Here is a 25,473-nt window from a genome sequence, read left to right as displayed (position 1 = left end):
GAGGGCGGGGAGGCGTCAGCTGCGCGAACCAGCGCGCGCGGTCTTCGGCGTCTTGGTCGCCGGGGTTTTGGCCGTGCCGCCGGTGCCGCCGGTGGCAGCCGCCACCGCTTCGCGGGACGCCGGCGCCTCAGGCGCGGCGCCGCCGATGCGGCGCTCGCGCAGGTGCGCCTTGGCACGTTGCAGGCCGGCCGCGACGGTGTCAGCGCGCTCCAGCGCCACGCCGGCAGCGAGCACGTCGCCGAGTACGAGGTGGCTGATGCGGGAGGTCATCGGCGTGTAGACCTCGCTGTCTTCCTCGACGTCGGAGAACACGCAGACGTCGGCCAGCCGGGCCAGCGGCGAGCCGCTGTGGGTCAGCGCCAGCACGCTTGCGCCGCTGGCGCGGGCGAGCGTGGCGGCGGTCAGCATGTCCCAGGTGCGGCCGCTGTTGGAGACCAGCACCGCCACGTCGCCAGGGCGCAGCAACGCGGCGGACATGCTGAAGACATGCGGGTCCGAGTAGGCCGTGGTGGGAATGCCGAGGCGGAAGAATTTGTGCTGGATATCGAGCGCGACGATGCCCGAGTTGCCGCAGCCATAAAACTCGATGCGGCGCGCGCTGGCCAGCAGGCGGATGCCGTGCTCGATCTGGTCGGCCGACAGCGCGTTGCGGACCGCCATCAGTGTGGCGATGGTGCGGTCGAAGACCTTGCCGGCGATGTCGGCCGGGCGGTCGTCGGCCTCCACGTCCTGGTGGACGAACGGCGTGCCGCCGCCCAGGTTCTGGGCGAACTGGAGTTTGAACTCCTTGAAGCCGTCGTAGCCCAGCGCGGCGCAGAAGCGGGCGATGGTCGGCTGCGAGACGCCGGCGCGTTCGGCCAGTTCGGGCATCGACAGGCGAATCACGCTGGCGCCGTGGCGGGTGACGTAGTCAGCCAGACGGCGTTCGGACGGACGGAGCGTGTCGTAGACGGCAAGGATTCGGTCGCGCATGGTGGTGCGGGTCTCGGTTGGCCATCGGCGTGGCCATTCTGGGGATTGAAGATGTAGAGATTCTACACAGAATGACATGGGGATCGATCGGGAATCGTGGGCATGCCCCCTTAGGACTTTCCCGTATTTGCGTCGACAGCATCATATTTTCGCGAGAAAGCGGCTTCCGGCAGGCGGGAGGCCAAGGCTATAATGTAGAAAATCTACATATCGACGGGCGGTTCTTTGCCCGGCGCTCCCCACGAGGAACATTGTCGCCATGACCCAATCCGTTCACGCCGAGGTGTCGGCCGTTACGCAACGCGTTGTCGAGCGCAGCCGCGCGAGCCGCGCCGCCTATCTGGCGCGCTGCGAGCGGGCACAGCGGGAACTCGGCCCGCTGCGCGGCATGTCGTGCGCGAATCTGGCGCACGGTTACGCCGCGCTGCCGGCCGACGACAAGCTCAAGCTTCGCGTCGAGCACGCCCCGAACCTCGGCATCGTGACCGCGTACAACGACATGCTGTCGGCCCACCAGCCGTACGAGCGGTATCCGAACGTGATTCGCGAGGCGGCCCGCGCGGTGGGCGGCGTGGCCCAGGTGGCGGGCGGCGTGCCGGCGATGTGCGATGGCATCACGCAGGGCAACGCTGGCATGGAGCTGTCGCTGTTCTCGCGCGACGCCATTGCCATGGGTACGGCGGTCGCGCTCTCGCACAACACCTTCGATGCCGCGCTGATGCTCGGCGTGTGCGACAAGATCGTGCCGGGCCTGCTGATGGGGGCGCTCCAGTTCGGCCACCTGCCCATCGTCTTCGTGCCCGCTGGGCCGATGGCGACCGGTCTCTCGAACAAGGAAAAGGCGCGCGTGCGCCAGCTCTACGCCACGGGTCAGGTTGGTCGCGATGTCTTGCTGGAGGCCGAATGCGCCGCCTACCACGGCGCCGGCACCTGCACCTTCTACGGCACGGCCAACAGCAACCAGTTCCTGATGGAAATCATGGGCTTGCACATGCCGGGCTCGGCCTTCGTGCACCCGGAAAGCGGACTGCGCGATGCGCTGACGGCGGCCGCGGCACAGCGCGCGCTGGCGCTGATCGCGCGCGGCAACGCGTACACGCCGCTCGCCCAGATCGTGGACGAGCGGGCCATCGTCAACGCCATGGTCGGCCTGCTGGCCACGGGCGGTTCCACGAACCATACGATCCACCTTGTCGCCATGGCGCGTGCCGCCGGCATCGTCATCGACTGGAATGACTTCGACCGCCTGTCGGCGGTCACGCCGCTGCTGGCGCGCGTCTATCCGAACGGCTCGGCCGATGTGAACCACTTCCACGCCGCCGGCGGCGTGGCCTATGTGATTGGCCAACTGCTCGAAGCCAGGTTGCTGCACGAGGACGTCCAGACCGTGATGGGGCAAGGGCTGGCGCGCTACACCGAGGAGCCGGTGATGACCGACGGCGCGCTGCGCTGGCGCGACGGTCCGACCACGAGTGGCGATGCCGCCGTGCTGGCACCGGCGTCGGCGCCGTTCTCGAAGGAGGGCGGGCTGCGCCTGATGGCCGGCAACCTCGGCCGGGGCGTGATCAAGGTGTCGGCCGTGGCCGACGAGCACCGTATCGTGGAGGCCCCGGCCCGCGTGTTCGACTCCCAGGAGGCGCTGCAAGCCGCCTTCGAGGCCGACGAACTGAATCGCGACGTGGTGGCGGTGGTCCGCTTCCAGGGGCCGAACGCCAACGGCATGCCCGAGTTGCACCGCCTCACGCCGGCACTCGGCGCACTACAGGATGCCGGCCACAAGGTGGCGCTGGTGACCGATGGCCGCATGTCGGGCGCGTCCGGCAAGGTACCGGCGGTGATTCATGTGGGTCCGGAGGCGCTTGTAGGCGGCCCGTTGGCGCGGGTGCGCGATGGCGACCGGATTCGTGTGGATGCCGTAGCCGGCACATTGACCCTGGTCGGCGATGCCGCCGCGCACGCAGAATTCGCCGCGCGCATCCCGGCGACCGCTCCGGACGACGATTTTGCGCGCTTCAGCATGGGGCGCGGTCTGTTCGGACTGTTCCGGCGCCATGCCCGGATCGCCGAAGAAGGCGGCAGCGCCCTGGACTTGTCCGAGGCCGACGCCGCGCCCGCTGTCCAAACGGYCGGCGTGGTCGCACAATAGGCGGGCGCCCAACTTGCCCTGCACGCACTTAGTCGTCGTTTAGTCATCGTTTAGTCGTTTTACGATTTTCAGCAATCGCCGCGGCCAGGTATCTCCATGCCGCGGTGCACCTTCGCGCCACGTCTTTCGCGCCCGAAGGCTACCGACAAGGATGGCCCGACCATCCGACCATGATCGACGGAGCAGACATGATCTATATCCTGATGGGCGTTTCCGGCAGCGGGAAAACCACGGTCGGCCAGTTGCTGGCCAGCCAACTGCATTGCGGCTTCCACGATGCCGACGCCTTCCACAGCGAGGCCAACAAGGCCAAGATGCACAACGGCATTCCGCTGACCGATGAGGACCGCTGGCCCTGGCTGGCCGCGATGCGCGCCGCCATCGACACCGCCCGGGCCGAGGGCCGCACCCACGTTTTCACCTGCTCGGCGCTGCGCCAGACCTACCGCGACCGCCTGACCCCGCCCGACGGCGGTGTGACCTTCGTCTTCATGAAGGGCGACGCCGGCACCATCGGCAGCCGGCTGTCGGCGCGCACGGACCATTTCTTCAACCCGGCGCTGCTGCAAAGCCAGTTCGACACCCTCGAGGAGCCACGCGACGCGCTGGTGCTGGACATCCGCCGCACGCCCGAGGCGCTGGTCCAGGACATCCTGGACAAGTGCCCGCCCGAGTCGGCCGCCTGCTCCGGCAAGCCCGCCGCCTGATCTGAACTGACCTGAAGCCGCCAGCCAGCCCTTGGCGCCGTGCCTTCGGCGGCGCCTGGCTGGCAAGCATCTTGCTAAACCGATTCACGTGCCGGCGCGCGTGACCCTTGCGGGTTTTGCCGGTACGGATATGCTGAAAGAGCCAACTCGACAAGGCATCGACAAACGGGCGACCGGGGAGACGGCACGGCACGGTCAGTACGAGGCCGGCGCGGGCGCCCATTTCACGAAGGAGCGGCCATCATGGCGGCGCGGTTTTTCGACGAGATGCTGGAAGGGCGGGAGGACGGAGCAGTGGCGGCCATCGAGGCCGGACAGACGCTGCCGTCAGGGGCGGTCAGGGCCCACTACCGCAATTTTGCGGACTGGATCGGGCGGCAGTCCGGTTCGACGATGGACAACAAACGCGCCGAGGCGGACCTTATCTTCCGGCGCGTGGGCATTACCTTTGCCGTCTACGGCGACAAGGACGAGTCGAACAGCGGCACCGAGCGCACGATTCCGTTCGATGTGATTCCGCGCATCTTCCCGGCCAGCGAGTGGGCCACGCTCGAGCGCGGCCTGCGCCAGCGCGTGGCGGCGCTGAACCGGTTCATCCACGATATCTACCACGGCCAGGACATCATCCGCGCCGGCGTGATTCCGCCCGACCAGATCTACAACAACGCCCAATACCGGCCGGAGATGCTCGGCGTGGATGTGCCGCGCGACATTTATGCCCATGTGGCCGGCATCGACGTGGTGCGGGCCGGCGAGGGCGAGTTCTACGTGCTCGAGGACAACCTCCGGGTGCCGTCCGGCGTTTCGTACATGCTGGAAAACCGCAAGATGATGATGCGGTTGTTCCCGGAGCTGTTCGCGCGCAACCGGGTGGCGCCGGTGGCGCACTATCCCGACCTGCTGCTGGACATGCTGCGCAGTGTCTCGCCCCAGAACATCGCCGATCCCACCGTGGTCGTGCTCACGCCGGGCATGTACAACTCGGCGTACTTCGAGCATGCATTCCTGGCTCAACAGATGGGCGTGGAACTGGTGGAGGGCAGCGACCTGTTCGTCGAGGACGAGCACCTCTATATGCGGACCACGCAGGGGCCGCAGCGCATCGACGTGATCTACCGGCGCGTGGATGACGACTTCCTTGATCCACTCGCATTTCGTCCAGATTCGGCGCTCGGTGCGGCCGGGCTGCTGTCGGTCTACCGGGCCGGCAACGTGACGATCAGCAACGCCATCGGCACGRGCGTGGCCGACGACAAGTCGATTTACCCCTACGTGCCGGACATGATCCGCTTCTATCTGGGCGAGGAGGCCATCCTCAACAACGTGCCGACCTATATGTGCCGGCGCCCGGACGATCTCCAGTTCGTGCTCGACCATATGGCCGACCTCGTGGTCAAGGAAACCCACGGCGCGGGCGGCTACGGCATGCTGGTCGGACCGGCGGCCACGCGCGCCGAGATCGACCAGTTCCGCGAGGTGGTGAAATCGCGCCCCGAGCAGTACATCGCCCAGCCGACGCTGGCGCTGTCCACCTGCCCGACCTATGTGGAGTCGGGCATCGCGCCGCGCCATATCGACCTGCGGCCGTTCGTGCTGTCGGGCAAGGAGGTGCGCATGGTGCCGGGCGGGCTGACCCGCGTGGCGCTGCGCGAAGGGTCATTGGTGGTCAACTCCTCTCAGGGGGGCGGCACCAAGGACACCTGGGTGCTGGAGCGCTGAGCCATGGAACACGCCGATCGCCGGGAGAACCCATCATGTTGAGCCGCACCGCCGACCATCTGTTCTGGATGTCCCGCTATACCGAGCGCGCCGAGAACACCGCGCGCATGCTCGATGTCAATTACCAGACCTCGCTGCTGCCGCAGTCCGCCGAAGTGGCCGAGCAGGGCTGGTGGGCGATGCTCGATATTTCCGAGCTGACCCACGCCTTCGACCACAAGTACGGGCTGCTGCACCGCGACGACGTGATCGACTTCATGGTCCGCGACATGACCAATCCGTCGTCGATCATGAGCTGCCTGCGCGCGGCGCGCGAGAACGCCCGCGCGGTGCGCGGCTCGCTGACCACCGAGGTCTGGGAGACGCTGAACACCACCTGGCTGGATGTGCAGCGCATCATTGCCGAGGGTGAGCTGCGCGACGACCCGTCCCGCTTCTTCGAATGGGTCAAGTTCCGCTCGCATCTGGCGCGTGGCGTGCAGTTCGGCACCATGCTCAAGGACGACGCCTTCCACTTCATGCGGCTCGGCACCTTCCTGGAGCGGGCGGACAACACCGCGCGGATCCTCGATGTCAAGTTCCAGGCCTCCGGCCGGCGCGACGAGGACGATCTCGCTTTCCAGGGCGGCCAATCGCAGAGCCAGAGCCAGGGCGGGGGATTCCGGAGTCAGTCCCAATCCCAGTCCCAGGACGGTAGCGGGCAGTCCCAGAGCCAGTTGCAGAACGATGACCTGAACCGCGAGCAGAACGACTTCTATCACTGGGCAGCCGTGCTGCGCTCGGTGTCCGGCTTCGAGGTGTATCGCAAGATCTATCGCGCCGTGATCACGCCGCAACGCGTGGCGGAGCTGTTGATCCTGCGGCCGGACATGCCGCGCTCGCTGGTGTCGAGCATGGACGAGGTAGTCGCCATTCTCGCGCTGGTGGCCAACCAGCAGTCGTCGGAGACGGAGCGCCAGGCTGGTAAACTCCACGCCGACCTGAAATACGCGCGCATCGACGACATCTTCGCCGTTGGCCTGCACGCCTACCTGACCAGCTTCCTGGAGCGCATTGGCGATCTCGGCAACGGCATCAGCCGGGACTTCCTCGTCCCGCTGGCTGCCTGACGAGGTGCCGGGCACGCCACACCGTTGCCGGATCGGGCGGGTGGCGGGCCGGGCACCGGTCGCCGCGGCGCGTGCCCTATCGTGAAATACAAGATCCACCACAAGACGGTCTACCGTTACACCGAGCCAGTGCGCCGCAGCGTGCACGAACTGCGGCTCGCGCCGCGTTCGGGGCCGCTTCAGTCCGTGCAGGGCTGGACGCTGACCGCCCCGGGCAACCTGTCCGAGGCCCGCGACGGCTTTGGCAACATCGTCCATAACTTCACGCTGTCCGGCCCCGCCCAGACGATTTCGATCACGGCGACTGGCGAAGTAGAAGTGATGATTTCGCCTCTCGATGAGGTGGAGTCGCCCGGCCACCATGGCTTCCACGACCAGCCGGACGCCGGCGAGTCGCGCGTGTCACCCCTGTACTTTGCCGCCGCCACGCCGCTCACGCAGGCCCCGGCCGCGCTGCGCGCGTTCGCCGCGCCGTTCCTGGCCGCCGGCCACGACGTGCCGACGTTGCTGGCGCTGGCCGATGGCATCGCGGACCGCGTGCGCTACAGCGCCAACACCACCCACGTCGGTACCAGCGCCGCCGATGCCTTCGCGCTCGGCAGCGGCGTCTGCCAGGACCAGGCGCAGGTGATGGTGGCCGCGTGCCGCGCCTTCGGCATTCCGGCGCGCTATGTCAGTGGTTACTTCTATGACCCGGCCGCCACGTCGATGGCCAGCCACGCCTGGGCCGATGTCTGCCTGGACGCCGCCAGCGCGCTCTGGTGCAGCATCGACGTGACGCACCGTTGCCTGACCGATGGCCGTCACGTACGCCTTGCCGTGGGGCGTGACTACGCCTCGGCTGCACCAATTCGGGGCATTCTGGAGGGCGGGACGGGCGAGACGATGGAAGTCGAGATCGCCATCACCCCGATTCCGCCGATGCCAGCGGTACCGGTCGCTGACTGACCCCACCCCGGGCAGCAATCCTTTCCATCAGACGGCCGTTCGAAGCGACCGATGCCGCCGAGGCGGCTCGCGCCGCGCTAGGGCGCTAGAATGCAAGCTTGCCCCTGAGCGCGCCGCCGAGCCGGCGCGCGGCCAAAAACCAACAAGATTCCCATGACGTACTGTGTAGCCATGCGGCTGGATGCCGGCCTGGTATTCCTGTCAGATTCCCGCACCAACGCCGGCGTGGACGCCATTTCCACGGCCCGCAAGATGACCGTGTTCGAAGAGCCGGGCGACCGCGTGATGGTGATGATGACCGCCGGCAACCTCGCGATCAGTCAGTCGGTGCGCCAATGCCTGGCAGAGGGCCGCGACGAGAAGCGCTCGCTGTGGACCGCGCGGGACATGTTCGAGGCCGCTACCATCGTCGGCGACGCCGTGCGCGCCGTGCACAAGCGCGATGCCCATGCGCTGCGCGATGCCGGCATCGAATTCAACGTGAGTCTGGTCTTCGGCGGTCAGATTCGCGGTGAGCGGCCGCGCCTGTTCAATATCTATGCGGCCGGCAACTTCGTCGAATCGACACCGGAAAATTGCTATTTCCAGATTGGCGAGGCCAAGTACGGCAAGCCGATCATCGACCGCGTGGTGTCGCCGTCGCTGCCGCTGGGCGAGGCCGCCAAGTGCGCGCTGATCTCGATGGACTCGACGCTGAAATCGAATATCTCCGTGGGCCTGCCGCTGGACCTGCTGGTCTATGAGGCCGACGCGCTGCGCGTGACTCGCTTCGTCAGTATCGACGAACGCAACGCCTACTTCCGCATGATTCGCGACACGTGGGGCCACCGCCTGCGCCAGGTGTTCGGCGAGATCTGCAACCCCGAGTGGGATGCGGCGGAGCCGGCGGAATTCCCGCTCGCGCGCGATGACGCCGACCGCTGGGGCCAGCCGGTCCGGGCCCGCCGCGAACACTGATCGCCGCTTCCCCGGCATTCCACCCTCCCAAGACGCCGCATGCGCGACATCCTGCTGTTTTCGCACGCCAACGGCTTCCCGGTGCGCACGTATCGGAAGCTGTTCGGTGCACTGGAAGACGATTTCGATATCCGCGCCGTGGAGCGCTACGGCCATGACCCGAAATACCCGGTCACGCGCGAGTGGCCGCATCTCGTGGAGGAATTGCTAGACGAGCTGGACCGCGCCACGCGTGATGGCACCGAGCGCCCGGTGTGGCTGGTCGGCCATTCGCTGGGCGGCTTCTTGTCCCTGATGGCCGCGCTGCGCCGGCCCGCGCGGGTGCGCGGGGTGGTCATGCTCGACTCGCCGGTGATTGCCGGCTGGCGCGCCGGGCTGCTGCGTTTCTCGCAGATATTCGGCCTCGACGAAAAGCCTGGTCCGGCGGCCGTGACGAAGAACCGCCGCACCCATTGGCCAGACGCCGAGGCAGTGCGTCATCACTTCCTCTCCAAGAAGAATTTCGCGATATGGGACCCCGAGGTCCTGAGCGACTACGCCGAGCATGGCACCGAGCCGACCGGCCACGCTGGCGAGCGGCGGCTGCGCTTCGACCGCGAGGTGGAATACAAGATCTACCGGACCCTGCCGACCAGCCTGGGGCGCAAGGTGTCGCAGGGCGCGCCGGTGCCGGTGGGCTTCGTCGCCGGCACGCGCTCGCGCGAGGTGCGTCAGTGCGGCCTGGGCGCCACGCGCCGGCTGGTGGGCGAGCACCTGCGCTTCATCGAGGGCGGCCATCTTTATCCGATGGAAAAGCCGCTCGAAACCGCCGCGCTGGTGCGTGACCTGATCGGCAAGATCCGGCAGGAATCGCGGTAGACGCCGGTTAGCAGGCGGGCAGGGCGGCGCCCGTGCGGCGGATTGGGCGCAAGGAGGTGCAATGCGGCGCAACCGGGTAGCACCCCGCGGGGTTTCACCCCGGCTGTCACAATTTCCGGGGCCGCGCGGGACGGCCGCTCATGTATAATCCCGATTTCCCCGGCAAGCTCGGTTTATGACCAAATTCGTCTTCGTCACCGGTGGCGTCGTCTCTTCTCTCGGCAAGGGCATCGCTGCTGCTTCGCTCGCGGCCATTCTCGAGTCGCGCGGCCTCAAAGTCACCCTCCTCAAGCTCGATCCCTACATCAACGTCGATCCCGGCACGATGAGCCCCTTCCAGCACGGCGAGGTGTTCGTGACCGAAGATGGCGCGGAAACCGACCTCGACCTGGGCCACTATGAGCGCTTCGTTTCCGCCAAGATGCGGAAATCGAACAACTTCACGACTGGTCAGATCTACGAATCGGTGATCCGCAAGGAACGCCGGGGCGAGTATCTGGGCAAGACCGTGCAGGTCATCCCCCATATCACCAACGAGATCCAGGCATTCGTGGAGCGCGGCGCGGCCGCCTCGCACGAGGGCAAGGCTGACGTGGCGCTGGTGGAAATCGGCGGCACGGTGGGGGATATCGAATCCCTGCCGTTCCTCGAGGCTGCGCGCCAGATGAGCCTGCGCATGGGCCGCAACCACTGCGCCTTCGTGCACCTGACGCTGGTGCCGTTCATCGCCAGCGCCGGCGAGCTGAAGACCAAGCCGACCCAGCACTCGGTGCAGAAGCTGCGCGAAATCGGCATTTCGCCGACGGCGCTGCTGTGCCGCGCCGACCGCCCGATTCCGGACGACGAGCGCGCCAAGATCTCGCTGTTCGCCAACATCCCGCAGGAAGCCGTGATCTCGGTCTGGGATGCCGACAGCATCTACAAGATCCCGCAGATGCTCAACGAGCAGGGCCTGGACCGCCTGATCTGCGAGGAACTGCGCCTGGATCCGAAGCCGGCCGATCTGTCGATGTGGCAGAAGCTGGTCAACGCGCAAGAAAACCCCGAGCACGAAATCACGATCGGCATGGTCGGCAAGTACGTCGACCTGACCGAGTCGTACAAGTCGCTGATCGAGGCACTGCGCCACGCCGGCATGCATACCGCCACGCGTGTGAACATCGAGTACATCGATTCCGAGGAACTGGAATCCGGCCATCTGGAAGTGCTCCAGCCGCTGGACGCCATCCTGGTGCCGGGCGGCTTCGGCAAGCGCGGCACGGAAGGCAAGATCCGCGCGATCCAGTACGCCCGCGAGAACAAGGTGCCGTACCTGGGCATCTGCCTGGGCATGCAGCTGGCCGTGATCGAGTTTGCCCGCCACGTGGCGAACATGGCCGATGCCAACTCGACCGAGTTCAACCTCGAGACCGAGCATCCGGTGGTCGCGCTGATCACCGAATGGCTGGACCGCGAAGGCAAGGTCGAGCAGCGCTCGGCCGATTCCGACCTCGGCGGCACGATGCGCCTGGGCGCCCAGCGCGTACCGGTGAAGCCCGGCACCAAGGCCGCCCAGATCTATGGCGAAGAAGTGAACGAGCGCCATCGCCATCGTTACGAAGTCAACAATCACTACGTGCCGCAGCTTGAGGGCGCGGGCATGGTGATTTCGGCCCGTACCCCGACGGAAAATCTGCCGGAGATGATGGAACTGCCCGAGAGCCTCCACCCGTGGTTCGTCGGCGTGCAGTTCCACCCGGAATTCACGTCCACGCCGCGTGACGGCCATCCGCTGTTCAAGGCCTACGTGGAAGGCGCGCTGGCCAGCCAGCAGCGCAAGGGCAAGTCCGCCTGAGCGCGCCTAGAGAAGGAGCAGCCATGAAACTGTGTGGATTCGATGTCGGCCTCGACCAGCCGTTCTTCCTGATTTCCGGGCCGTGCGTGATCGAGTCCGAGCAGATGGCGCTGGACACGGCCGGCCAGCTCAAGGAAATCACGTCGGCGCTGGGCATTCCGTTCATCTACAAGTCGTCGTTCGACAAGGCCAACCGGTCGTCGGGCAAGTCGTTCCGCGGTCTCGGCATGGAAAAGGGTCTGGAGATCCTGGCCACCGTGAAGCGCGAGATCGGCGTGCCGGTGCTCACGGACATCCACGAGGTCGACGAGATCAAGCCCGTCGCCGCCGTGGTGGACGTCCTCCAGACGCCGGCCTTCCTGTGCCGCCAGACTGATTTCATCCGTGCCTGCGCGCAGAGCGGCAAGCCGGTGAACATCAAGAAGGGCCAGTTCCTGGCGCCGCACGACATGAAGAACGTGATCGATAAGGCACGTGACGCGGCCCGCGAGGCCGGTCTGCCCGACGATGTGTTCATGGCCTGCGAGCGCGGTGTCTCCTTCGGCTACAACAATCTGGTCTCGGACATGCGCTCGCTGGCGATCATGCGCGAGACCGCCGCCCCGGTGGTGTTCGACGCCACGCACTCGGTGCAGTTGCCGGGCGGGCAGGGCACGAGTTCGGGCGGCCAGCGCGAGTTCGTGCCGGTGCTGTCGCGTGCCGCCGTGGCGACCGGCGTGGCCGGCCTGTTCATGGAAACGCACCCGGACCCGAGCAAGGCGATGTCGGACGGCCCTAACGCCGTGCCGCTGTCGCGGATGAAGGAATTGCTGTCGGTCCTCAAGGATCTCGATGCGCTGACCAAGCGCGCCGGCTTCCTCGAAGACAACTTCAGCTGGCCGGCCTGCGCCTGAGCCAGTGTTGGCAATGACCGCCCGCGCCTGTCGCGGGCGGAATCGTTTCCGGCCCGCATGGTCCATCCTGCACCGACCGTGACGCGCCGTATCGAAAGACAATACAAAAGATTCGGAGATCGCCCATGGCCGCCGGCTTTATCATCGCGTACGTCGACGTGACAGACCCCCAGCAATACGAGCAGTACAAGGTGCTTTCCACGCGCGCCATGCAGGCGCACGGCGCCGAGGTGCTCGTGCGCGGCGGCAAGACCGAGCCGCTCGAGGGGGAATGGGCGCCCACGCGCGTCGTGCTGCTGAAATTCCCGAGCTATGAGGCCGCCAAGACCTTCTACGCGAGCGAGGAGTACCTGGCCGCGCGGGAGTCGCGCGCGCACGCGGCGAAGATGAACATGATCGTTGTCGAGGGCGCCTGACCATCGTCGGCATGATTTGTCACGGTTGGCGGGCATTCTTGCGCAGTCACCAGATTCAACAGTCCAGAGAGGAAATATGAGTGCAATCGTAGATATCATCGGTCGCGAAGTTCTCGACTCGCGTGGCAACCCCACCGTCGAGTGCGACGTGCTGCTGGAATCCGGCGTGATGGGCCGTGCGGCCGTGCCGTCGGGCGCGTCCACGGGCTCGCGGGAGGCCATCGAGCTGCGTGACGGCGACAAGTCGCGTTACCTGGGCAAGGGCGTGCTGAAGGCCGTCGAGCACATCAACACCGAGATCTCCGAAGCCATCATGGGCCTGGACGCCTCCGAACAGGCGTTCCTGGACCGCACGCTGATCGAGCTGGACGGCACCGAGAACAAGGGCCGCCTGGGCGCCAACGCCATGCTGGCCGTGTCGATGGCCGTGGCCAAGGCCGCTGCCGAGGAAGCCGGCCTGCCGCTGTACCGCTACTTCGGCGGTTCGGGCGCGATGCAGATGCCGGTGCCGATGATGAACATCGTCAACGGTGGCGCGCACGCCAACAACAGCCTGGATATCCAGGAATTCATGATCATGCCGGTCTCGCAGACCAGCTTCCGTGAAGCCCTGCGCTGCGGCGCCGAAGTCTTCCACGCGCTCAAGAAGATCCTGGCCGACAAGGGCATGTCCACGGCGGTGGGCGACGAAGGCGGCTTCGCGCCGAATTTCTCGTCGAACGAGGAATGCCTGAACACGGTGGTGCAGGCCATCGAGAAGGCTGGCTACAAGGCCGGCGAAGACGTGCTGCTGGCGCTGGACTGCGCCGCCACCGAGTTCTACCACGAGGCCGAGGACGTCTACCAGCTGGAAGGCGAAGGCCTGAAGCTGTCGTCGACGCAATTCGCCGACTACCTGGCCAACCTGTGCGACAAGTTCCCGATCGTCTCGATCGAGGACGGCATGGCCGAGGGCGACTGGGAAGGCTGGAAGACGCTGACCGAGAAGCTGGGCGAGCGCATCCAGCTGGTGGGTGACGACCTGTTCGTGACCAACACGAAGATCCTGAAGGAAGGCATCGACAAGGGCATCGGCAACTCGATCCTGATCAAGATCAACCAGATCGGCACGCTGACCGAGACCTTCGCCGCCATCGAGATGGCCAAGCGCGCCGGTTACACGGCCGTGATCTCGCACCGCTCGGGCGAGACCGAGGACAGCACGATTGCCGACATCGCCGTGGGCACCAACGCTGGCCAGATCAAGACCGGCTCGCTGTCGCGTTCGGACCGTATCTCGAAGTACAACCAGCTGCTGCGCATCGAGGAAGACCTCGGTGACATCGCTACGTACCCGGGCAAGAGCGCGTTCTACAACCTGCGCTAAGTCCCGAATCTCCCCCTCCCGCCCCGGGAGCGGGGAGATCCCCCCGCCGCGACACGTTCGTGTTGCAGAGTGTTGCGTTTTTTCAGGCCGATAATTTTGCATTCTTCGGCCGCATAAGGGATCATTGTGGCGGTCGTCAATCTGACGATATCCAATTTGCCCCAATGCGTCTGATTTCCCTGCTGCTGTTCGTGCTGCTGCTCGCCATCCAGTATCCGCTCTGGCTGGGGAAGGGCGGCTGGCTGCGCGTATGGGACCTGAACCGCCAGGTGCAGGAACAGACCACCCACAATCAGGCGCTCAAGCTTCGCAATGCCAAGCTGGAAGGGGAAGTCAGCGACCTCCAGGACGGCACCGGTGCGATCGAGGAACGTGCCCGCTACGAGCTGGGCATGGTGAAGGAGAGCGAGGTGTTCGTGCAGTTCGTGGCCCCGGCCCCGAAGGTCAGCGCCACGCCGCCGCTACCGCCGCCGCCGAATTCCGTTGCCGGCAAGGGCGGTCACTGAGTCGGCTTCGACGCGTTTATCGGCCTACCACCCATACGGGTAGCCACCCCAGCCGCCACCCCAGTATCCCGGGCTGCTCACGCCCACGCCGCCGCCCCAGCGGCCGCCACCCCACCCACCGTAGTACAGACTCCAGTTCGTGTTCGGATAGGCGTACGCCCATGCCTCGGCCTGCTGCTGCCGGGCGATAGCCGCTTCCTGGTCGCGCAGGATCTGCTGGTTCAGTTGCGTCAGCGACTGGCTTTCCTCGGGCGTGATCGGTGCTGGCGGCACGCCGTTGGGCATCAGCCGGGCCGTGGCCGGCGAGCCGTTGATATCGCGCGGCACGGGAGACGCGCAGCCTGCCAGCAGCGCCATGGCCAGCATCGCCACAGCGTCCGCCGGCCCGAGGCGGGAACAGGAGGAGCGGGGGCGATGGTCGGCTTGCATGGCGGTTGTCCTCAAATCATGGATTCCGGGCGGGGGCGGCTCAGTGTTGCTGGTGCGCGCCGTCGCCGGCACCGGTGGCCACGGGCGCGGTGAACAGCTGGGCGCTGTCCACGGGGTCGAATTCATAGCGCTGGCCGCAGAAGTCGCAGTGGATCTCCACGTGGCCGCGCTCGGCGATGATGCTCTCCACCTCGGCCTGGCCCAGCGACTGGAGCATGCCCGCCACCTTGGCGCGCGAGCACGAGCACTGAAAATGCGGCGTCATCGGCTCGAAGACGCGCAGCCCGGTGGCCTGCAGGTCTTCCCAGAACAGGCGGCGCAGCAGCGTGTCCGGCGACTCCACCAGCAACTCCTCGTCCTTGAGCGTGGCGCCGAGCTGGCAGGCGCGGTCCCAGGTGTCGAGGTCCTGCGCGCGGCCAGCCTCGTCAAGTGCCGCGCCGGTCTCGCCCACTTCCATCGTGCCGCCGTACGACGGCAACTTCTGCAGTAGCATGCCGGCCGCCACCTGGTCGTTCGAGGCGAGCCACAGGCGCGTGTCGAGCTGCTCGGACGCCTGCATGTAATGCTCCAGCACCGCGCCGATCGACGACAGCGGGCCGTGCTCGTCCGACAGCGGGACGATGCCCTGATAGGCCTGCTGGCCCGGCAGCTTGTCCTGCGGGTCGAGCGTGATCGCAAAGCGGCCCTGGCCGTGCACGTTCACCATCTGCCTGAGCGTGGCGTCGTCGGCGATCTCGACGTCTTCGGCGATCTTGGCCGTGGCGCGCATCGAGAGGTCCGACAGGCATTCCACCACCAGCATCCGCACCGGGCCGTCGCCATGCAGCTGCATGACGAGTGCCCCGTTGAACTTGAGATTGGCTGACAGCAGCGCCGCCGCCGCCATCATCTCGCCCAGCAGGCGCCGCACCGGCGCCGGATAGGCATGGCGGTTGAGCACCTCTTGCCAGGTGGCCTCCATGCGGACCAGTTCGCCGCGCACCGGGGCGGCGTCGAACAGGAATTTCTGAAGGGTGTCGGGATTCGAGGTTGCGGTCACGTTCGTCATCTATCTAGCGGTAAGGCGCGGGTTGCGGGCGCGCGGGCGGGGCCGCGCGCTGGTATGTCATCAGTCGATGCGCTTCAGGTCGGTCTTGTACATCGCCTGGCGCTTCGCGTAGGTCTCGGCGTTGCGGTAGAGGTTGGCCACGTCGGCATCGGTCAGCTCGCGCACGACCTTGGCCGGCGCGCCCAGGATCAGCGAGCGGTCCGGGAACACCTTGCCCTCGGTCACCACGGCGCCGGCGCCAACCAGGCATTCCTTGCCGATCACGGCGCGGTTCAGTACCACGGCCTGGATGCCGATCAGCGACCCTTCGCCCACGGTGCAGCCGTGCAGCATGGCCTGATGGCCGACGGACACCTTGTCGCCCAGCGTCAGCGGCGCGCCCGGATCGGTATGGAGCACGGAGCCTTCCTGGATGTTGGTGTCTTCGCCCACCACGATCGGTTCGTTGTCGCCACGGATCACCACGCCGGGCCAGGCGCTTGCGCGCGCCTTGAGCGTCACGTTGCCGATGATGGTGGCTTCGACGGCCACGTAGGCATCGCTGTGGATGGTCGGGGCGAGGTCGCCGATCTGGTAAAGCGCCATGGGGTCTCCTGGGTCCTGCCTGAGGCAGTGGGGCTGATGATGCGATCTGAGGTAATTGGGGATGGCCGCCGCGATTAAAAGAGCACTGAAGGGCGCGCGCACCCCGGCGAACCGGCGTGGTGACACGCTGCGACGCTCTACAATGGCGACTCCCCGGAATTTTACGCCTATGCCAGTCACCGCACCCGCCGCCGGCCTCGATTTGCCGCATGCCCGCCTGCTACGCCACCGCGCGCTGGAAGTGCTATGCATGACCGATGCCAGGGCGAAGGCCGATGCGGCGCGGGCGCTGTTCGAGGCCGTGGTGGCCGCAGAAACGGCCGGGCAGGGCATCGGCGATACGGATACGGCACTCGCTCCCGCTGCCGGCCTGGCCTTGCCGGGCCGGCCCGCGCGCCCGGAACTGGTGCCGCCCCAGAAGGTGGAGCGCCGCCGCTCCCTGCGCACCCCGGCGGGGCGGGCGGCGATGATTCATGCCCTGTGCCATATCGAATTCAACGCGATCAACCTCGCGCTGGATGCCGCGTGGCGTTTTGCCGGCATGCCGCCGCGTTTCTATCGCGACTGGCTCCAGGTGGCGAGCGAGGAGGCCCTGCATTTCACGCTGCTGGCCGACCATCTGAGCACGCTGGGCGCCGAATATGGCGACTTCCCGGCGCATAACAGCTTGTGGGAGATGTGCGACAAGACCGCCGGCGACGTGCTGGCGCGCATGGCGCTGGTGCCGCGCACGCTCGAGGCACGCGGGCTGGACGCCTCGCCGCCGGTGCGGGCGAAGCTGGCCGAGGCCGGCGACGAGGCCGCCGCCGCCATCATCGACATCATTCTGCGCGATGAAGTGGGGCACGTGGCCATCGGCAACCACTGGTATCGGTGGCTGTGCGCGCAGCGCGGGCTGGACCCCGTGCCGACCTACGCGGTGCTGTCCGAGCAGTACCGCGCGCCCCGGCTGCGCGGCCCGTTCAACCTCGAAGCCCGCCGCGCGGCGGGCTTCGACGAGGACGAACTGGCCTGGCTGGAAGCCTCAGCCGGCTGAGGTGGGCGCCGGCGCCCCCGCGGCTGCTTTCGCTTTCTCCTGCTCCTGCAGTCGCAACACCCGCCGCTGGATCTTGCCGGTGGTCGTCATCGGCAGTTGATCGATGAATTCAATCGCCTTGGGATACTCATAGGGGGCTAGCTGTCCCCGAACATGCTGCTGCAATTCGGCGATCAGCGCGGCGTCGTTGTCGAACGAGCGCGCCACGGCCGGGGTCAGTACGATGAACGCCTTGACGATGGCCCCGCGCTCGGGGTCCGGCGACGGCACCACCGCACAGTTCGACACCGCCGGGTGCTTGAGCAGGCAGTTTTCGATCTCGCTCGGCCCAATCCGATAGCCCGACGACTTGAACACGTCGTCCGCCCGGCCCTGATACCAGAGATAACCGTCCGCATCCATGCGGGCAAGGTCGCCTGTGCGGCACCAGCGCAGGCCGTCCAGCTCGGTGTACTTGCCCGCCGTGGCGGCCTCGTTCTTCCAGTAACCGAGGAAGAAGACCGGGTCCGGATGCCCGTGGATGTCGGTAGCGCAGACCGCCACCTCGCCGTCCTCGTCCGGCGCGCAGGGGCGGCCCTCGTCGTCGATCACGGCCACGCGGTGGCCCGGGTAGGGGCGGCCCATCGAGCCCGGCCGCGCCGGCCAGCCGAGGCGGTCGTCGTCATACTGCGCGGTGCAGTTGCCGACGATGTAGTTGATCTCGGTCTGGCCGAACATCTCGTTGACGATGACCCCGAGGGCGTCGCGGCACCACGAGAACACGGTCTCGCCCACGGCCTCGCCGGCACTCATGACCGCGCGCAGCTTCAGCCGGTAGCGCGCAGACGGGTCCGGGCACGCCTTCATCATCTGCTTGAGCGCAGTGGGGAACAGGAAGGTGTTGGTCACGCCATAGCGTTCGAGCAATTCGAAGGCACGTTCGGCGGAGAACCGGCCCTGATAGCCGACGATGGGCTTGCCGAAGTACAGCGCCGGCATCAGCGCATCCCACAGGCCGCCGGTCCAGGCCCAGTCGGCCGGGCTCCAGAACACGTCGTCGTCCTGCGGATACCAGTTCTGCGAGCAGACGAAGCCGGTCAGGTTGCCGATCAGCGCCCGGTGCGGCAGCAGCGCGCCTTTGGGCGGCCCGGTGGTGCCGCTGGTGTAGATCAGCACGGCGGCTTCGTCGGCCTTGGTCTGCTCGGCCGTGAAGGTAGGCAGTTGGGCGGCCAGCAGGGCGTCCCAGTCCAGGTCGCCCCGGCCCGTGGCGGCGCCGGCGCCAATCACGGTGCGCAGGGTGGGGCAGTCCGGGCGGGCGGCGAGCAGGTTGTCGATGGCGGTCTCGTCGGCAATCGCCACGCGGGTTTCGCTGTGGTCGATGCGGTATGAGAGGGCCTCCGGGCCGAACAGCATCGACAGCGGCATGGCCACGGCGCCCAGCTGGTAGACCGCCATGCCGGCGATCACGGTCTCGATGCGCTGGGGCATGACGATGGCCACGCGGTCGCCCCGGCCCACGCCCAGCGCGCGCAGCGCGCGGGAGAGCCGGTTGGCCTCGGCCTGGATATGGGCGTAGGTGTAGGCGTCGCGGCGCCCGTCCTCGTGCTCGGTGTAGACCGCCACGCGGTCCATGGTGGCCGGGTCTCGGGCCCAGCGGCCGCAGCAGACATCGGCCAGGTTGAAGTGCTCGGGCACGTTCCAGCGGAACGCGTCATGAAGCGCGCGATAGTCATCGCGGCGTGTAGCCGGCAAGGCGGTCATCCGGTTGTCTCCGATGTTTTTGCGGCGTCAGGCCGGGCGGATCGCTATAATCGGCCAGGCGAACGATCGTTCTATTTTTATCCAGGCTGCCGCGCGGCCCCCCATCCGCCGCGCGCCCGAGAAGACCTGGCAATACAGAGACAGAAGGGTAGAGACACCATGACCATCACGGAAACCTCGCGTTCCGAATTTATCACGCTGCGCGGCCTGCGCACGCACGTTCGCCACTGGGGCACGCCCGGCGCGCCCAAGCTGTTCATGCTGCACGGCTGGATGGATGTGGCCGCCTCGTTCCAGTTCCTCGTCGATGCGCTGGAGCGCGAGTGGCACGTGATCGCCATGGACTGGCGCGGCTTCGGCGAGACCGACCTGCCGACGCGCTACCCGGGCACCACGTCCTACTGGTTCCCGGACTACGTGGCCGACCTCGAGGCGCTGCTCGATCACTACCAGCCCGAAGGGCAGGTGGATCTGGTGGGCCACAGCATGGGCGCCAACGTGGTCTGTATCTATGCGGGAGTGCGTCCGCAGCGCGTGCGGCGCGTGGTGGATCTGGAGGGCTTCGGCCTGACCCGCACCCGACCGGACCAGGCGCCGGGCCGGCTGGTGCGCTGGCTGGACGAACTGCGCGCGCAGCCGGAGCTGCGCACCTACGAGAGCGAGGCCGCCGTGGCGGCGCGCCTGCAGAAGACCAATCCGCGCCTGCCCGACGACCGCGCCGCCTTCCTGGCCGCGCACTGGTCGCGCCGCAACGCCGAGGGCCGGTGGGAGATCCTGGGCGACGCGGCCCACAAGATGACCAATCCCATGCTGTATCGGATCGACGAAATCATGGCGATCTGGGCCAAGGTGGAAGCCCCGGTGCTACACGTGGAGGCGCGGGACTCCGCCACGCTCCAGCACATCGCCCACAAGCAGCCGCTGGACGAATTCCGAGAGCGCTTCCGCGCCTTCCCGGACTTCCGCGAAGTCACGGTGGATGACGCCGGGCACATGCTCCACCACGACCAGCCGCAGGTGGTGGCGCAGCTGATCGAGGAATTTCTCGCTTGATGACGAGTCGGGATGAAGCCTCACGCGTGCGTGAGCTTCTCCTTGAGCGCGGCGTTGTTGCTGGTGTGCACGTGCACCAGCGACTTCTCCGGCAAGGCGTAGTGGTACGCCTTGCGCAGCGCGAGCGCGGCCTCATGGAAGCCGGAGAGGATCAGCTTTTGCTTGTTCGGATAGAAGCAGATGTCGCCCGCCGCGAAGATGCCGCGGCGCGAGCTTTCATAGGTGGTGGTGTCCACCATGATGCGGCCCGCGCGCATGTCCATGTCCCACTGGGCAATCGGCCCCGGCTCGGACACCAGTCCGTACAGCGCCACGAGTTCGTCGGCGGGCAGCGTCTGCTCGCCGTCGCGGGTTTTGATCGTCGCGGCGGTCAGCCGGTCGGCGTCATCGGTCTGCAGGCCGCCGAGCATACCGACGACGAAGTCCATCTCGCCGGCCGCCACTGCCGCGCGCATCGACGCCACGGTGTGGTCGGCGGCGCGGAAGCCCTCGCGCCGGTGCAGCAGCGTCACGCGCCCGGCCACCTTGCGCAGCGCGAGCGCCCAGTCGAGCGCCGAATCGCCGCCGCCAGCCACGATCACGCGGCGGCCGGCGAAGCGCGAGGTGTCGCGCACGGCGTAGTGCAGGTGTCGGTCCTCGAGCGCGGCGGCCTCGGGCAGCGCCACGCGCTGCGGCGCGAAGGCCCCCGCGCCGGCGCAGACCAGCACTGCCGCCACGTCGAAACGCTTGCCGGCGTCGGTGGTGACCAGCAGGCGCGGATGGCCGTCGGCGCCGGCGTGCTCGCTGACGCTGTCGGCGCGCTGGCTGAAGTGCATCGGGAACGCGAACGGCGCGCATTGCTCCATCAGCCGGTCCACGAGGTCCTGCGCCAGGCAGCCCGGCACGGCCGGAATGTCGTAGATCGGCTTCTCGGGGTAGAGCTCGGTGCACTGGCCGCCGGCCCGGTCGAGCACGTCGATCAGCTCGCATTTGAGCCCCAGCACGCCCGCCTGGAACGCGGCGAACAGGCCGACCGGCCCGGCGCCGACGATCAGCACATCGGTCTGCGTGGTTTCTTGGGGAGCGAGTGGGGAAGGCGAGGAAGACATGATCGAGGCAGGTGCGCGGCGGGCGCCAGGTGGCGCGCGGCGCATGGGGGAGCGGAACAAGGCCCCATCATACCTTGCGTGCCTTGGGAATCCGGGCACGCCACCGTTGGCGGCAGGGCTAAAAGACCCTGCCAGGAGTAGAATGAAGACCATGCAAAACCCGCACGCCATCAACGCCGATCTGCACTGCCACTCCACCGTGTCCGACGGGATGCTCGCGCCACGTGACGTGGCCGCGCGCGCCCATGCCGGTGGCGTGGCTTTCTGGGCGTTGACGGACCACGACGAGGTGGGCGGCCAGCGCGAGGCGCGCGACGCCGCCGAGGCACTCGGCATGCGCTATGTGCCCGGCGTGGAGATTTCGGTCACCTGGGCCGGCCAGACCGTGCACATCGTGGGCCTGCAGATCGATCCCTTCCATCCGGGCCTGATCGACGGCCTGGCCCGAACCCGCGACGGCCGCGCCCGGCGCGCCCAGGATATCGGCGAGGCGCTGGCCAAGGTCGGCATCCACGATGCCTACGCCGGCGCGCTGCGCCATGTCGGCAATCCTGACCTGATCTCGCGCACCCATTTTGCGCGTTGGCTGGTGGATGAAGGCTATTGCGCGACCATCAGCGACGTATTCAGCGAATATCTGTCCGATGGCCGCCCCGGCTTCGTGCCGCACCGCTGGTCGAAGCTGTCCGAGGCAATCGGCTGGATCCGTGACGCCGGCGGCGTCGCTGTGATGGCCCACCCGGGCCGCTACAACTACACGGCCACCCAGCACGACGCGCTGTTCGACGAATTCACCCAACTGGGGGGCCGCGCCGTGGAGGTCGTGACCGGCAGCCACACGCCCGACCAGTTCCGCCGCTATGCCGATGTGGCGCGCCACTACGGCCTGTTGGCCTCGCGCGGGTCGGATTTCCATGGTCCCGGCGAGGGCCGGGTCGATATCGGCACGCTGCCGCCGCTGCCATCGGACGTTACCCCGGTCTGGCACGACTGGTAGCCGTCCGCCCGCCCCGTCTTCCGCCCCCGACGATCCCTGAATGTCCCAGTACTTCGAGATTCACCCGGTCAACCCGCAGCTGCGCCTGATCAAGCAAGCCGCGCAGATCCTGCGCCAGGGCGGGCTGATTGCGCTGCCGACGGACTCCAGCTACGCGCTGGCCTGCCCGCTCGACGACAAGACGGCCGTGGAGCGACTGCGCCGGCTGCGCGGCATCGACGACAAGCACCATCTGACCCTGATGTGCAGCGACCTGTCCGAGTTGGGCAACTTCGCGCGCGTGGATAACCGCCAGTACCGCTGGATCAAGGGCGCCACGCCGGGGCCGTACGTGTTCATCCTCGAGGCGACCAAGGAAGTGCCGCGCCGGCTGTCGCACCCGGCCCGCAAGACCATCGGCGTGCGCGTGCCCGACCATGCTGTGCCGCTGGCGCTGCTGGCCGAACTGGGCCAGCCGATGATCTCGGCCACGCTCCAGATGCCCGGCGATGACGAACCCATGAACGATCCGGCCGAAATCCGCGCCCGGCTGGAGAAACAGCTCGACCTGGTGGTGGACGGCGGCCCGGCGCCGGCGCAGCCGACCACCGTGATCGACCTGAGCAGCGGCGAGCCGGAACTGGTGCGGCTGGGCCGGGGCGATGTGGAACGCTTCGGGCTGTCCGCCACGCTTTGAAAATCGGCCACGCTTTGACACAAACCGGACAGCCTGCGGGCGCCATTGCACGGATAGAATAGGGCACATGGATTCCTCGCTCATCCAGACCGTTGCGGTCTACGCCCTGCCAGTCTTGTTCGCCATCACGCTGCATGAGGCCGCCCACGGCTATGTGGCGCGCTTTTTCGGCGACGACACGGCCTACCGGCTCGGCCGCGTCAGCCTGAACCCGATCCGGCATATCGACCCGATCGGCACGGTGGCGGTGCCGCTGCTGCTGTATTTCCTGACCGCCGGGCAGTTCGTGTTCGGCTTCGCCAAGCCGGTTCCGGTAGTGTTCGGCCACCTGCGCAACCCGCGCTGGCATGGCATGTGGGTGGCCCTGGCCGGCCCGGCCAGCAATCTCGTGCAGGCGTTCATCTGGGCGCTGGTGGTGATCGGGCTGGCCTGGGCGCAGGTCCAGGAGCCGTTCTGGGGCCAGATGGCGCGCGCCGGGGTAATCGTCAACGTGGTCGTGGCCGCCTTCAACCTGTTTCCGATCCCGCCGCTGGACGGGGGACGCGTGCTGACCGCCTTTCTGCCGCAGCGCGTGGCGGCCGCCGTCAGCCGCATCGAGCCGTATGGCATCTTCGTGGTGCTGGCGCTGGTGGCGGCGGGCGTGATCACGCGGGTCTGGATGCAGCCGGTGATGAGCCTGCTGCTGTCGGTGGTCGAGCTGATGCTCCGGCCGATCATCCTCCTGCTGCAATAAGCCGCCATGACGCTCGCGCACGCGCCACTGGGCGCGCCTTCGTCGTGGGTGACCCGCTGGGCCCACCTGATCCGGCCGGGCGGCCGCGTGCTCGATCTCGCCTGTGGCAGCGGGCGCCACGCGGCCTGGCTGGCGGGGCAGGGGTTTGACGTGCTGGCCGTGGATCGCGACGCCGAGGCCGTGGCGAGGCTGCCCGCCGGCGTGGTGGGCCGGGTGGCCGATCTCGAGCAGGGCGGCTGGCCGCTGGGGGACGTGACTGACGGGGCGGACGGGGCGGACGGGGCGCCGCTGGACGCCATCGTGGTCACCAACTACCTGCACCGCCCCCTCTGGCCGCACCTGCTGGCGGCGCTGGCGCCTGCCGGGGTGCTGATCTATGAAACATTTGCAATTGGTAACGAAACCGTCGGCAAGCCGTCCCGGCCCGACTTCCTGCTGAAATCGGGCGAATTGCTCGACATGGCGCGCGGAACCCTGCGCGTGGTGGGGTATGAGGACGGGGTGGTAGAAGTGCCGAAAACGGCGTTCGTCCAGCGGATTTGTGCCGTGCGCGAGTCCACGGGCGGCGCGCCGGGCACCGCGCCACCGCGCTACGGGCTGCCGGCGCGGCCCTAGGCTGGCCGGTCGGGCGGTGCGCCCGGCCCGTGTCAGCGCGCAGGGCGCTTCACACGTTGAAAATCCTGATGTTTCCCCTCACCCCGGGGGAGTCCGGAGCGGCTGACGGTTCCGGTACAATCCCGGATATTCGATTTCCCGAGTTTCCTTAAGCTATGACACAGATTACCGGCAGCATCGTGGCCATCGTCACCCCGATGCATGAGGATGGCAGCCTGGATTACCCCGCGCTGCGCGCCCTCATCGACTGGCATGCGGCAGAAGGCACCGATGGCATCGTGATTGTGGGCACCACGGGCGAGTCTCCGACCGTCAACGTGGAAGAGCATTGCGAACTGATCCGCGTGGCCGTGGAGCAGTCCAACAAGCGCGTCCCGATCATCGCCGGTACGGGCGGCAATTCCACCAAGGAAGCCATCGAGCTGACCGCCTTCGCCAAGAAGGTCGGTGCCGATGCGTCGCTCCAGGTGGTGCCGTACTACAACAAGCCGACGCAGGAAGGCATCTACCGCCATTTCCGCACGATCGCGGAAGCGGTGGAGCTGCCGGTGCTGCTGTATAACGTGCCGGGCCGTACCGTGGCCGATATGACCAACGACACCATCCTGCGCCTGGCGCAGGTGCCGGGCATCGTCGGCGTGAAGGAGGCCACGGGCAACATCGACCGGGCCGCGCAGCTGATCAAGGATGCGCCGGAACACTTCGCGATCTACAGCGGCGACGACCCCACCGCGGTGGCGCTGATCCTGCTGGGCGGCCACGGCAATATCTCCGTGACGGCCAACGTGGCGCCGCGCAAGATGCACGAGATGTGCGTGGCGGCGCGTAACGGCGATGTGGTGACCGCACGCCGGCTGCATATGGAAATGATCGAGCTGAACCGCGCGATGTTCGTCGAGGCCAACCCGATTCCCGTCAAGTGGGCGCTGCAACAGATGGGCAAGATGGCCGGCGGCATCCGCCTGCCGCTGACCCCGCTGGCCGAAGCGCAGCACGAGACCGTGCGCCGCGCGCTGGCCAACGCCGGCCTGCTCGCCTGACC

25 protein-coding genes are annotated in these 25,473 nt (G+C 67.3%); 19 read left to right on the top strand and 6 right to left on the bottom strand.

What is annotated here, in order from left to right:
• Positions 1 to 15 precede the first annotated feature (15 nt).
• Positions 16 to 972, bottom strand: a complete 957-nt coding sequence (locus AC1DP9_RS05420) for a MurR/RpiR family transcriptional regulator (RefSeq protein WP_441643826.1) — start codon at positions 970 to 972, stop codon at positions 16 to 18.
• A gap of 259 nt (positions 973 to 1,231) precedes the next feature.
• Here AC1DP9_RS05420 and edd point away from each other — a divergent pair, with 259 nt between their 5' ends.
• The 12 genes from edd (at position 1,232) to ftsB (ending at position 14,431) form a co-directional block, all read left to right on the top strand.
• Entirely contained in the window at positions 1,232 to 3,118 is a 1,887-nt protein-coding gene (edd, locus tag AC1DP9_RS05415; RefSeq protein WP_477106804.1) for a phosphogluconate dehydratase, read from the top strand.
• A gap of 188 nt (positions 3,119 to 3,306) precedes the next feature.
• Positions 3,307 to 3,825: a gluconokinase gene (locus AC1DP9_RS05410; protein ID WP_092292614.1), complete on the top strand. Its 519-nt coding sequence runs from the start codon at positions 3,307 to 3,309 to the stop codon at positions 3,823 to 3,825.
• Between the two features lie 243 nt (positions 3,826 to 4,068).
• Positions 4,069 to 5,544: a circularly permuted type 2 ATP-grasp protein gene (locus AC1DP9_RS05405; RefSeq protein WP_477106803.1), complete on the top strand. Its 1,476-nt coding sequence runs from the start codon at positions 4,069 to 4,071 to the stop codon at positions 5,542 to 5,544.
• Positions 5,545 to 5,579: 35 nt separating this feature from the next.
• Positions 5,580 to 6,653: an alpha-E domain-containing protein gene (locus AC1DP9_RS05400; RefSeq protein WP_092292619.1), complete on the top strand. Its 1,074-nt coding sequence runs from the start codon at positions 5,580 to 5,582 to the stop codon at positions 6,651 to 6,653.
• An 81-nt stretch (positions 6,654 to 6,734) separates the two neighbouring features.
• Positions 6,735 to 7,601: a transglutaminase family protein gene (locus AC1DP9_RS05395; protein WP_477106802.1), complete on the top strand. Its 867-nt coding sequence runs from the start codon at positions 6,735 to 6,737 to the stop codon at positions 7,599 to 7,601.
• Between the two features lie 153 nt (positions 7,602 to 7,754).
• On the top strand, positions 7,755 to 8,558 hold the full coding sequence (locus AC1DP9_RS05390) for a proteasome-type protease (RefSeq protein ID WP_177219875.1): 804 nt from the start codon (positions 7,755 to 7,757) through the stop codon (positions 8,556 to 8,558).
• Between the two features lie 39 nt (positions 8,559 to 8,597).
• Entirely contained in the window at positions 8,598 to 9,416 is an 819-nt protein-coding gene (locus AC1DP9_RS05385; RefSeq protein ID WP_441592068.1) for an alpha/beta fold hydrolase, read from the top strand.
• A gap of 175 nt (positions 9,417 to 9,591) precedes the next feature.
• Entirely contained in the window at positions 9,592 to 11,250 is a 1,659-nt protein-coding gene (locus AC1DP9_RS05380) for a CTP synthase (RefSeq protein ID WP_477106801.1), read from the top strand.
• 23 nt (positions 11,251 to 11,273) lie between these two features.
• Positions 11,274 to 12,143 (top strand): 3-deoxy-8-phosphooctulonate synthase, encoded by an 870-nt coding sequence (kdsA, locus tag AC1DP9_RS05375; protein ID WP_477106800.1) that lies wholly within the window; start codon positions 11,274 to 11,276, stop codon positions 12,141 to 12,143.
• 125 nt (positions 12,144 to 12,268) lie between these two features.
• Positions 12,269 to 12,559: a DUF1330 domain-containing protein gene (locus tag AC1DP9_RS05370; RefSeq protein WP_092292631.1), complete on the top strand. Its 291-nt coding sequence runs from the start codon at positions 12,269 to 12,271 to the stop codon at positions 12,557 to 12,559.
• A 76-nt stretch (positions 12,560 to 12,635) separates the two neighbouring features.
• On the top strand, positions 12,636 to 13,925 hold the full coding sequence (gene eno, locus AC1DP9_RS05365) for a phosphopyruvate hydratase (RefSeq protein WP_092292633.1): 1,290 nt from the start codon (positions 12,636 to 12,638) through the stop codon (positions 13,923 to 13,925).
• 164 nt (positions 13,926 to 14,089) lie between these two features.
• Complete coding sequence (gene ftsB / locus AC1DP9_RS05360) at positions 14,090 to 14,431, top strand: cell division protein FtsB (protein ID WP_092292635.1); 342 nt, start codon at positions 14,090 to 14,092, stop codon at positions 14,429 to 14,431.
• A gap of 24 nt (positions 14,432 to 14,455) precedes the next feature.
• On the opposite strand, the gene AC1DP9_RS05355 is transcribed toward ftsB, so the two are convergent.
• Genes AC1DP9_RS05355 through AC1DP9_RS05345 form a run of 3 tightly spaced genes read right to left on the bottom strand, consistent with a single transcriptional unit; the run spans position 14,456 to position 16,493 of the window.
• On the bottom strand, positions 14,456 to 14,860 hold the full coding sequence (locus AC1DP9_RS05355) for a hypothetical protein (RefSeq protein ID WP_477106799.1): 405 nt from the start codon (positions 14,858 to 14,860) through the stop codon (positions 14,456 to 14,458).
• 40 nt (positions 14,861 to 14,900) lie between these two features.
• The gene (gene hslO / locus AC1DP9_RS05350; RefSeq protein WP_441592073.1) at positions 14,901 to 15,908 is read right to left on the bottom strand and encodes an Hsp33 family molecular chaperone HslO; all 1,008 of its coding nucleotides are present in this window, start codon (positions 15,906 to 15,908) and stop codon (positions 14,901 to 14,903) included.
• Positions 15,909 to 15,968: 60 nt separating this feature from the next.
• Entirely contained in the window at positions 15,969 to 16,493 is a 525-nt protein-coding gene (locus tag AC1DP9_RS05345; RefSeq protein WP_092292639.1) for a gamma carbonic anhydrase family protein, read from the bottom strand.
• A gap of 169 nt (positions 16,494 to 16,662) precedes the next feature.
• On the opposite strand from AC1DP9_RS05345, the gene AC1DP9_RS05340 reads away from it, so the two are divergent.
• Positions 16,663 to 17,529, top strand: coding sequence for a ferritin-like domain-containing protein (locus AC1DP9_RS05340; protein WP_477106798.1), 867 nt, complete (start codon positions 16,663 to 16,665; stop codon positions 17,527 to 17,529).
• On the opposite strand, the gene AC1DP9_RS05335 is transcribed toward AC1DP9_RS05340, so the two are convergent.
• A complete protein-coding gene (locus tag AC1DP9_RS05335) occupies positions 17,518 to 19,269 on the bottom strand; it encodes an acetate--CoA ligase (protein ID WP_477106797.1) in 1,752 nt (583 codons plus the stop codon). The genes AC1DP9_RS05340 and AC1DP9_RS05335 overlap by 12 nt on opposite strands.
• Before the next feature lie 159 nt (positions 19,270 to 19,428).
• Between AC1DP9_RS05335 and AC1DP9_RS05330 the strand changes: the two genes are divergently transcribed.
• Positions 19,429 to 20,322, top strand: coding sequence for an alpha/beta fold hydrolase (locus tag AC1DP9_RS05330; protein WP_477106796.1), 894 nt, complete (start codon positions 19,429 to 19,431; stop codon positions 20,320 to 20,322).
• A 20-nt stretch (positions 20,323 to 20,342) separates the two neighbouring features.
• On the opposite strand, the gene AC1DP9_RS05325 is transcribed toward AC1DP9_RS05330, so the two are convergent.
• Positions 20,343 to 21,410 carry an NAD(P)/FAD-dependent oxidoreductase gene (locus AC1DP9_RS05325; protein ID WP_477106795.1) on the bottom strand — a complete coding sequence of 356 codons (1,068 nt, stop codon included), beginning with the start codon at positions 21,408 to 21,410 and terminating at the stop codon, positions 20,343 to 20,345.
• Positions 21,411 to 21,561: 151 nt separating this feature from the next.
• Between AC1DP9_RS05325 and AC1DP9_RS05320 the strand changes: the two genes are divergently transcribed.
• The 5 genes from AC1DP9_RS05320 to dapA all read left to right on the top strand — a co-directional run bounded on the left by AC1DP9_RS05320 (position 21,562) and on the right by dapA (position 25,471).
• Positions 21,562 to 22,407 (top strand): 3',5'-nucleoside bisphosphate phosphatase, encoded by an 846-nt coding sequence (locus tag AC1DP9_RS05320; protein ID WP_441592177.1) that lies wholly within the window; start codon positions 21,562 to 21,564, stop codon positions 22,405 to 22,407.
• A gap of 40 nt (positions 22,408 to 22,447) precedes the next feature.
• Complete coding sequence (locus AC1DP9_RS05315) at positions 22,448 to 23,083, top strand: L-threonylcarbamoyladenylate synthase (RefSeq protein WP_477106794.1); 636 nt, start codon at positions 22,448 to 22,450, stop codon at positions 23,081 to 23,083.
• Between the two features lie 67 nt (positions 23,084 to 23,150).
• Positions 23,151 to 23,816, top strand: coding sequence for a site-2 protease family protein (locus tag AC1DP9_RS05310; RefSeq protein ID WP_092292651.1), 666 nt, complete (start codon positions 23,151 to 23,153; stop codon positions 23,814 to 23,816).
• 6 nt (positions 23,817 to 23,822) lie between these two features.
• Positions 23,823 to 24,431, top strand: a complete 609-nt coding sequence (locus tag AC1DP9_RS05305; protein ID WP_477106793.1) for a class I SAM-dependent methyltransferase — start codon at positions 23,823 to 23,825, stop codon at positions 24,429 to 24,431.
• A gap of 155 nt (positions 24,432 to 24,586) precedes the next feature.
• A complete protein-coding gene (dapA, locus tag AC1DP9_RS05300) occupies positions 24,587 to 25,471 on the top strand; it encodes a 4-hydroxy-tetrahydrodipicolinate synthase (RefSeq protein ID WP_441592083.1) in 885 nt (294 codons plus the stop codon).
• The last annotated feature ends 2 nt before the right edge of the window (positions 25,472 to 25,473 follow it).

It is taken from the genome of Cupriavidus sp. 01L43 (assembly GCF_056399925.1).
This window is presented reverse-complemented; position numbering and strand designations above follow the sequence as displayed.

Coding starts and splice junctions, on each gene's coding strand:
- AC1DP9_RS05355 (WP_477106799.1), bottom strand. CDS start 14,860: ATGCAAGCCGACCATCGCCCCCGCTCCTCCTGTTCCCGCCTCGGGCCG.
- hslO (WP_441592073.1), bottom strand. CDS start 15,908: ATGACGAACGTGACCGCAACCTCGAATCCCGACACCCTTCAGAAATTC.
- AC1DP9_RS05305 (WP_477106793.1), top strand. CDS start 23,823: ATGACGCTCGCGCACGCGCCACTGGGCGCGCCTTCGTCGTGGGTGACC.
- AC1DP9_RS05320 (WP_441592177.1), top strand. CDS start 21,562: ATGCAAAACCCGCACGCCATCAACGCCGATCTGCACTGCCACTCCACC.
- AC1DP9_RS05335 (WP_477106797.1), bottom strand. CDS start 19,269: ATGACCGCCTTGCCGGCTACACGCCGCGATGACTATCGCGCGCTTCAT.
- AC1DP9_RS05390 (WP_177219875.1), top strand. CDS start 7,755: ATGACGTACTGTGTAGCCATGCGGCTGGATGCCGGCCTGGTATTCCTG.
- AC1DP9_RS05310 (WP_092292651.1), top strand. CDS start 23,151: ATGGATTCCTCGCTCATCCAGACCGTTGCGGTCTACGCCCTGCCAGTC.
- AC1DP9_RS05400 (WP_092292619.1), top strand. CDS start 5,580: ATGTTGAGCCGCACCGCCGACCATCTGTTCTGGATGTCCCGCTATACC.
- AC1DP9_RS05420 (WP_441643826.1), bottom strand. CDS start 972: ATGCGCGACCGAATCCTTGCCGTCTACGACACGCTCCGTCCGTCCGAA.
- AC1DP9_RS05315 (WP_477106794.1), top strand. CDS start 22,448: ATGTCCCAGTACTTCGAGATTCACCCGGTCAACCCGCAGCTGCGCCTG.
- AC1DP9_RS05370 (WP_092292631.1), top strand. CDS start 12,269: ATGGCCGCCGGCTTTATCATCGCGTACGTCGACGTGACAGACCCCCAG.
- dapA (WP_441592083.1), top strand. CDS start 24,587: ATGACACAGATTACCGGCAGCATCGTGGCCATCGTCACCCCGATGCAT.
- eno (WP_092292633.1), top strand. CDS start 12,636: ATGAGTGCAATCGTAGATATCATCGGTCGCGAAGTTCTCGACTCGCGT.
- ftsB (WP_092292635.1), top strand. CDS start 14,090: ATGCGTCTGATTTCCCTGCTGCTGTTCGTGCTGCTGCTCGCCATCCAG.
- AC1DP9_RS05385 (WP_441592068.1), top strand. CDS start 8,598: ATGCGCGACATCCTGCTGTTTTCGCACGCCAACGGCTTCCCGGTGCGC.
- AC1DP9_RS05325 (WP_477106795.1), bottom strand. CDS start 21,410: ATGTCTTCCTCGCCTTCCCCACTCGCTCCCCAAGAAACCACGCAGACC.
- AC1DP9_RS05345 (WP_092292639.1), bottom strand. CDS start 16,493: ATGGCGCTTTACCAGATCGGCGACCTCGCCCCGACCATCCACAGCGAT.
- AC1DP9_RS05340 (WP_477106798.1), top strand. CDS start 16,663: ATGCCAGTCACCGCACCCGCCGCCGGCCTCGATTTGCCGCATGCCCGC.
- AC1DP9_RS05330 (WP_477106796.1), top strand. CDS start 19,429: ATGACCATCACGGAAACCTCGCGTTCCGAATTTATCACGCTGCGCGGC.
- kdsA (WP_477106800.1), top strand. CDS start 11,274: ATGAAACTGTGTGGATTCGATGTCGGCCTCGACCAGCCGTTCTTCCTG.
- AC1DP9_RS05380 (WP_477106801.1), top strand. CDS start 9,592: ATGACCAAATTCGTCTTCGTCACCGGTGGCGTCGTCTCTTCTCTCGGC.
- AC1DP9_RS05410 (WP_092292614.1), top strand. CDS start 3,307: ATGATCTATATCCTGATGGGCGTTTCCGGCAGCGGGAAAACCACGGTC.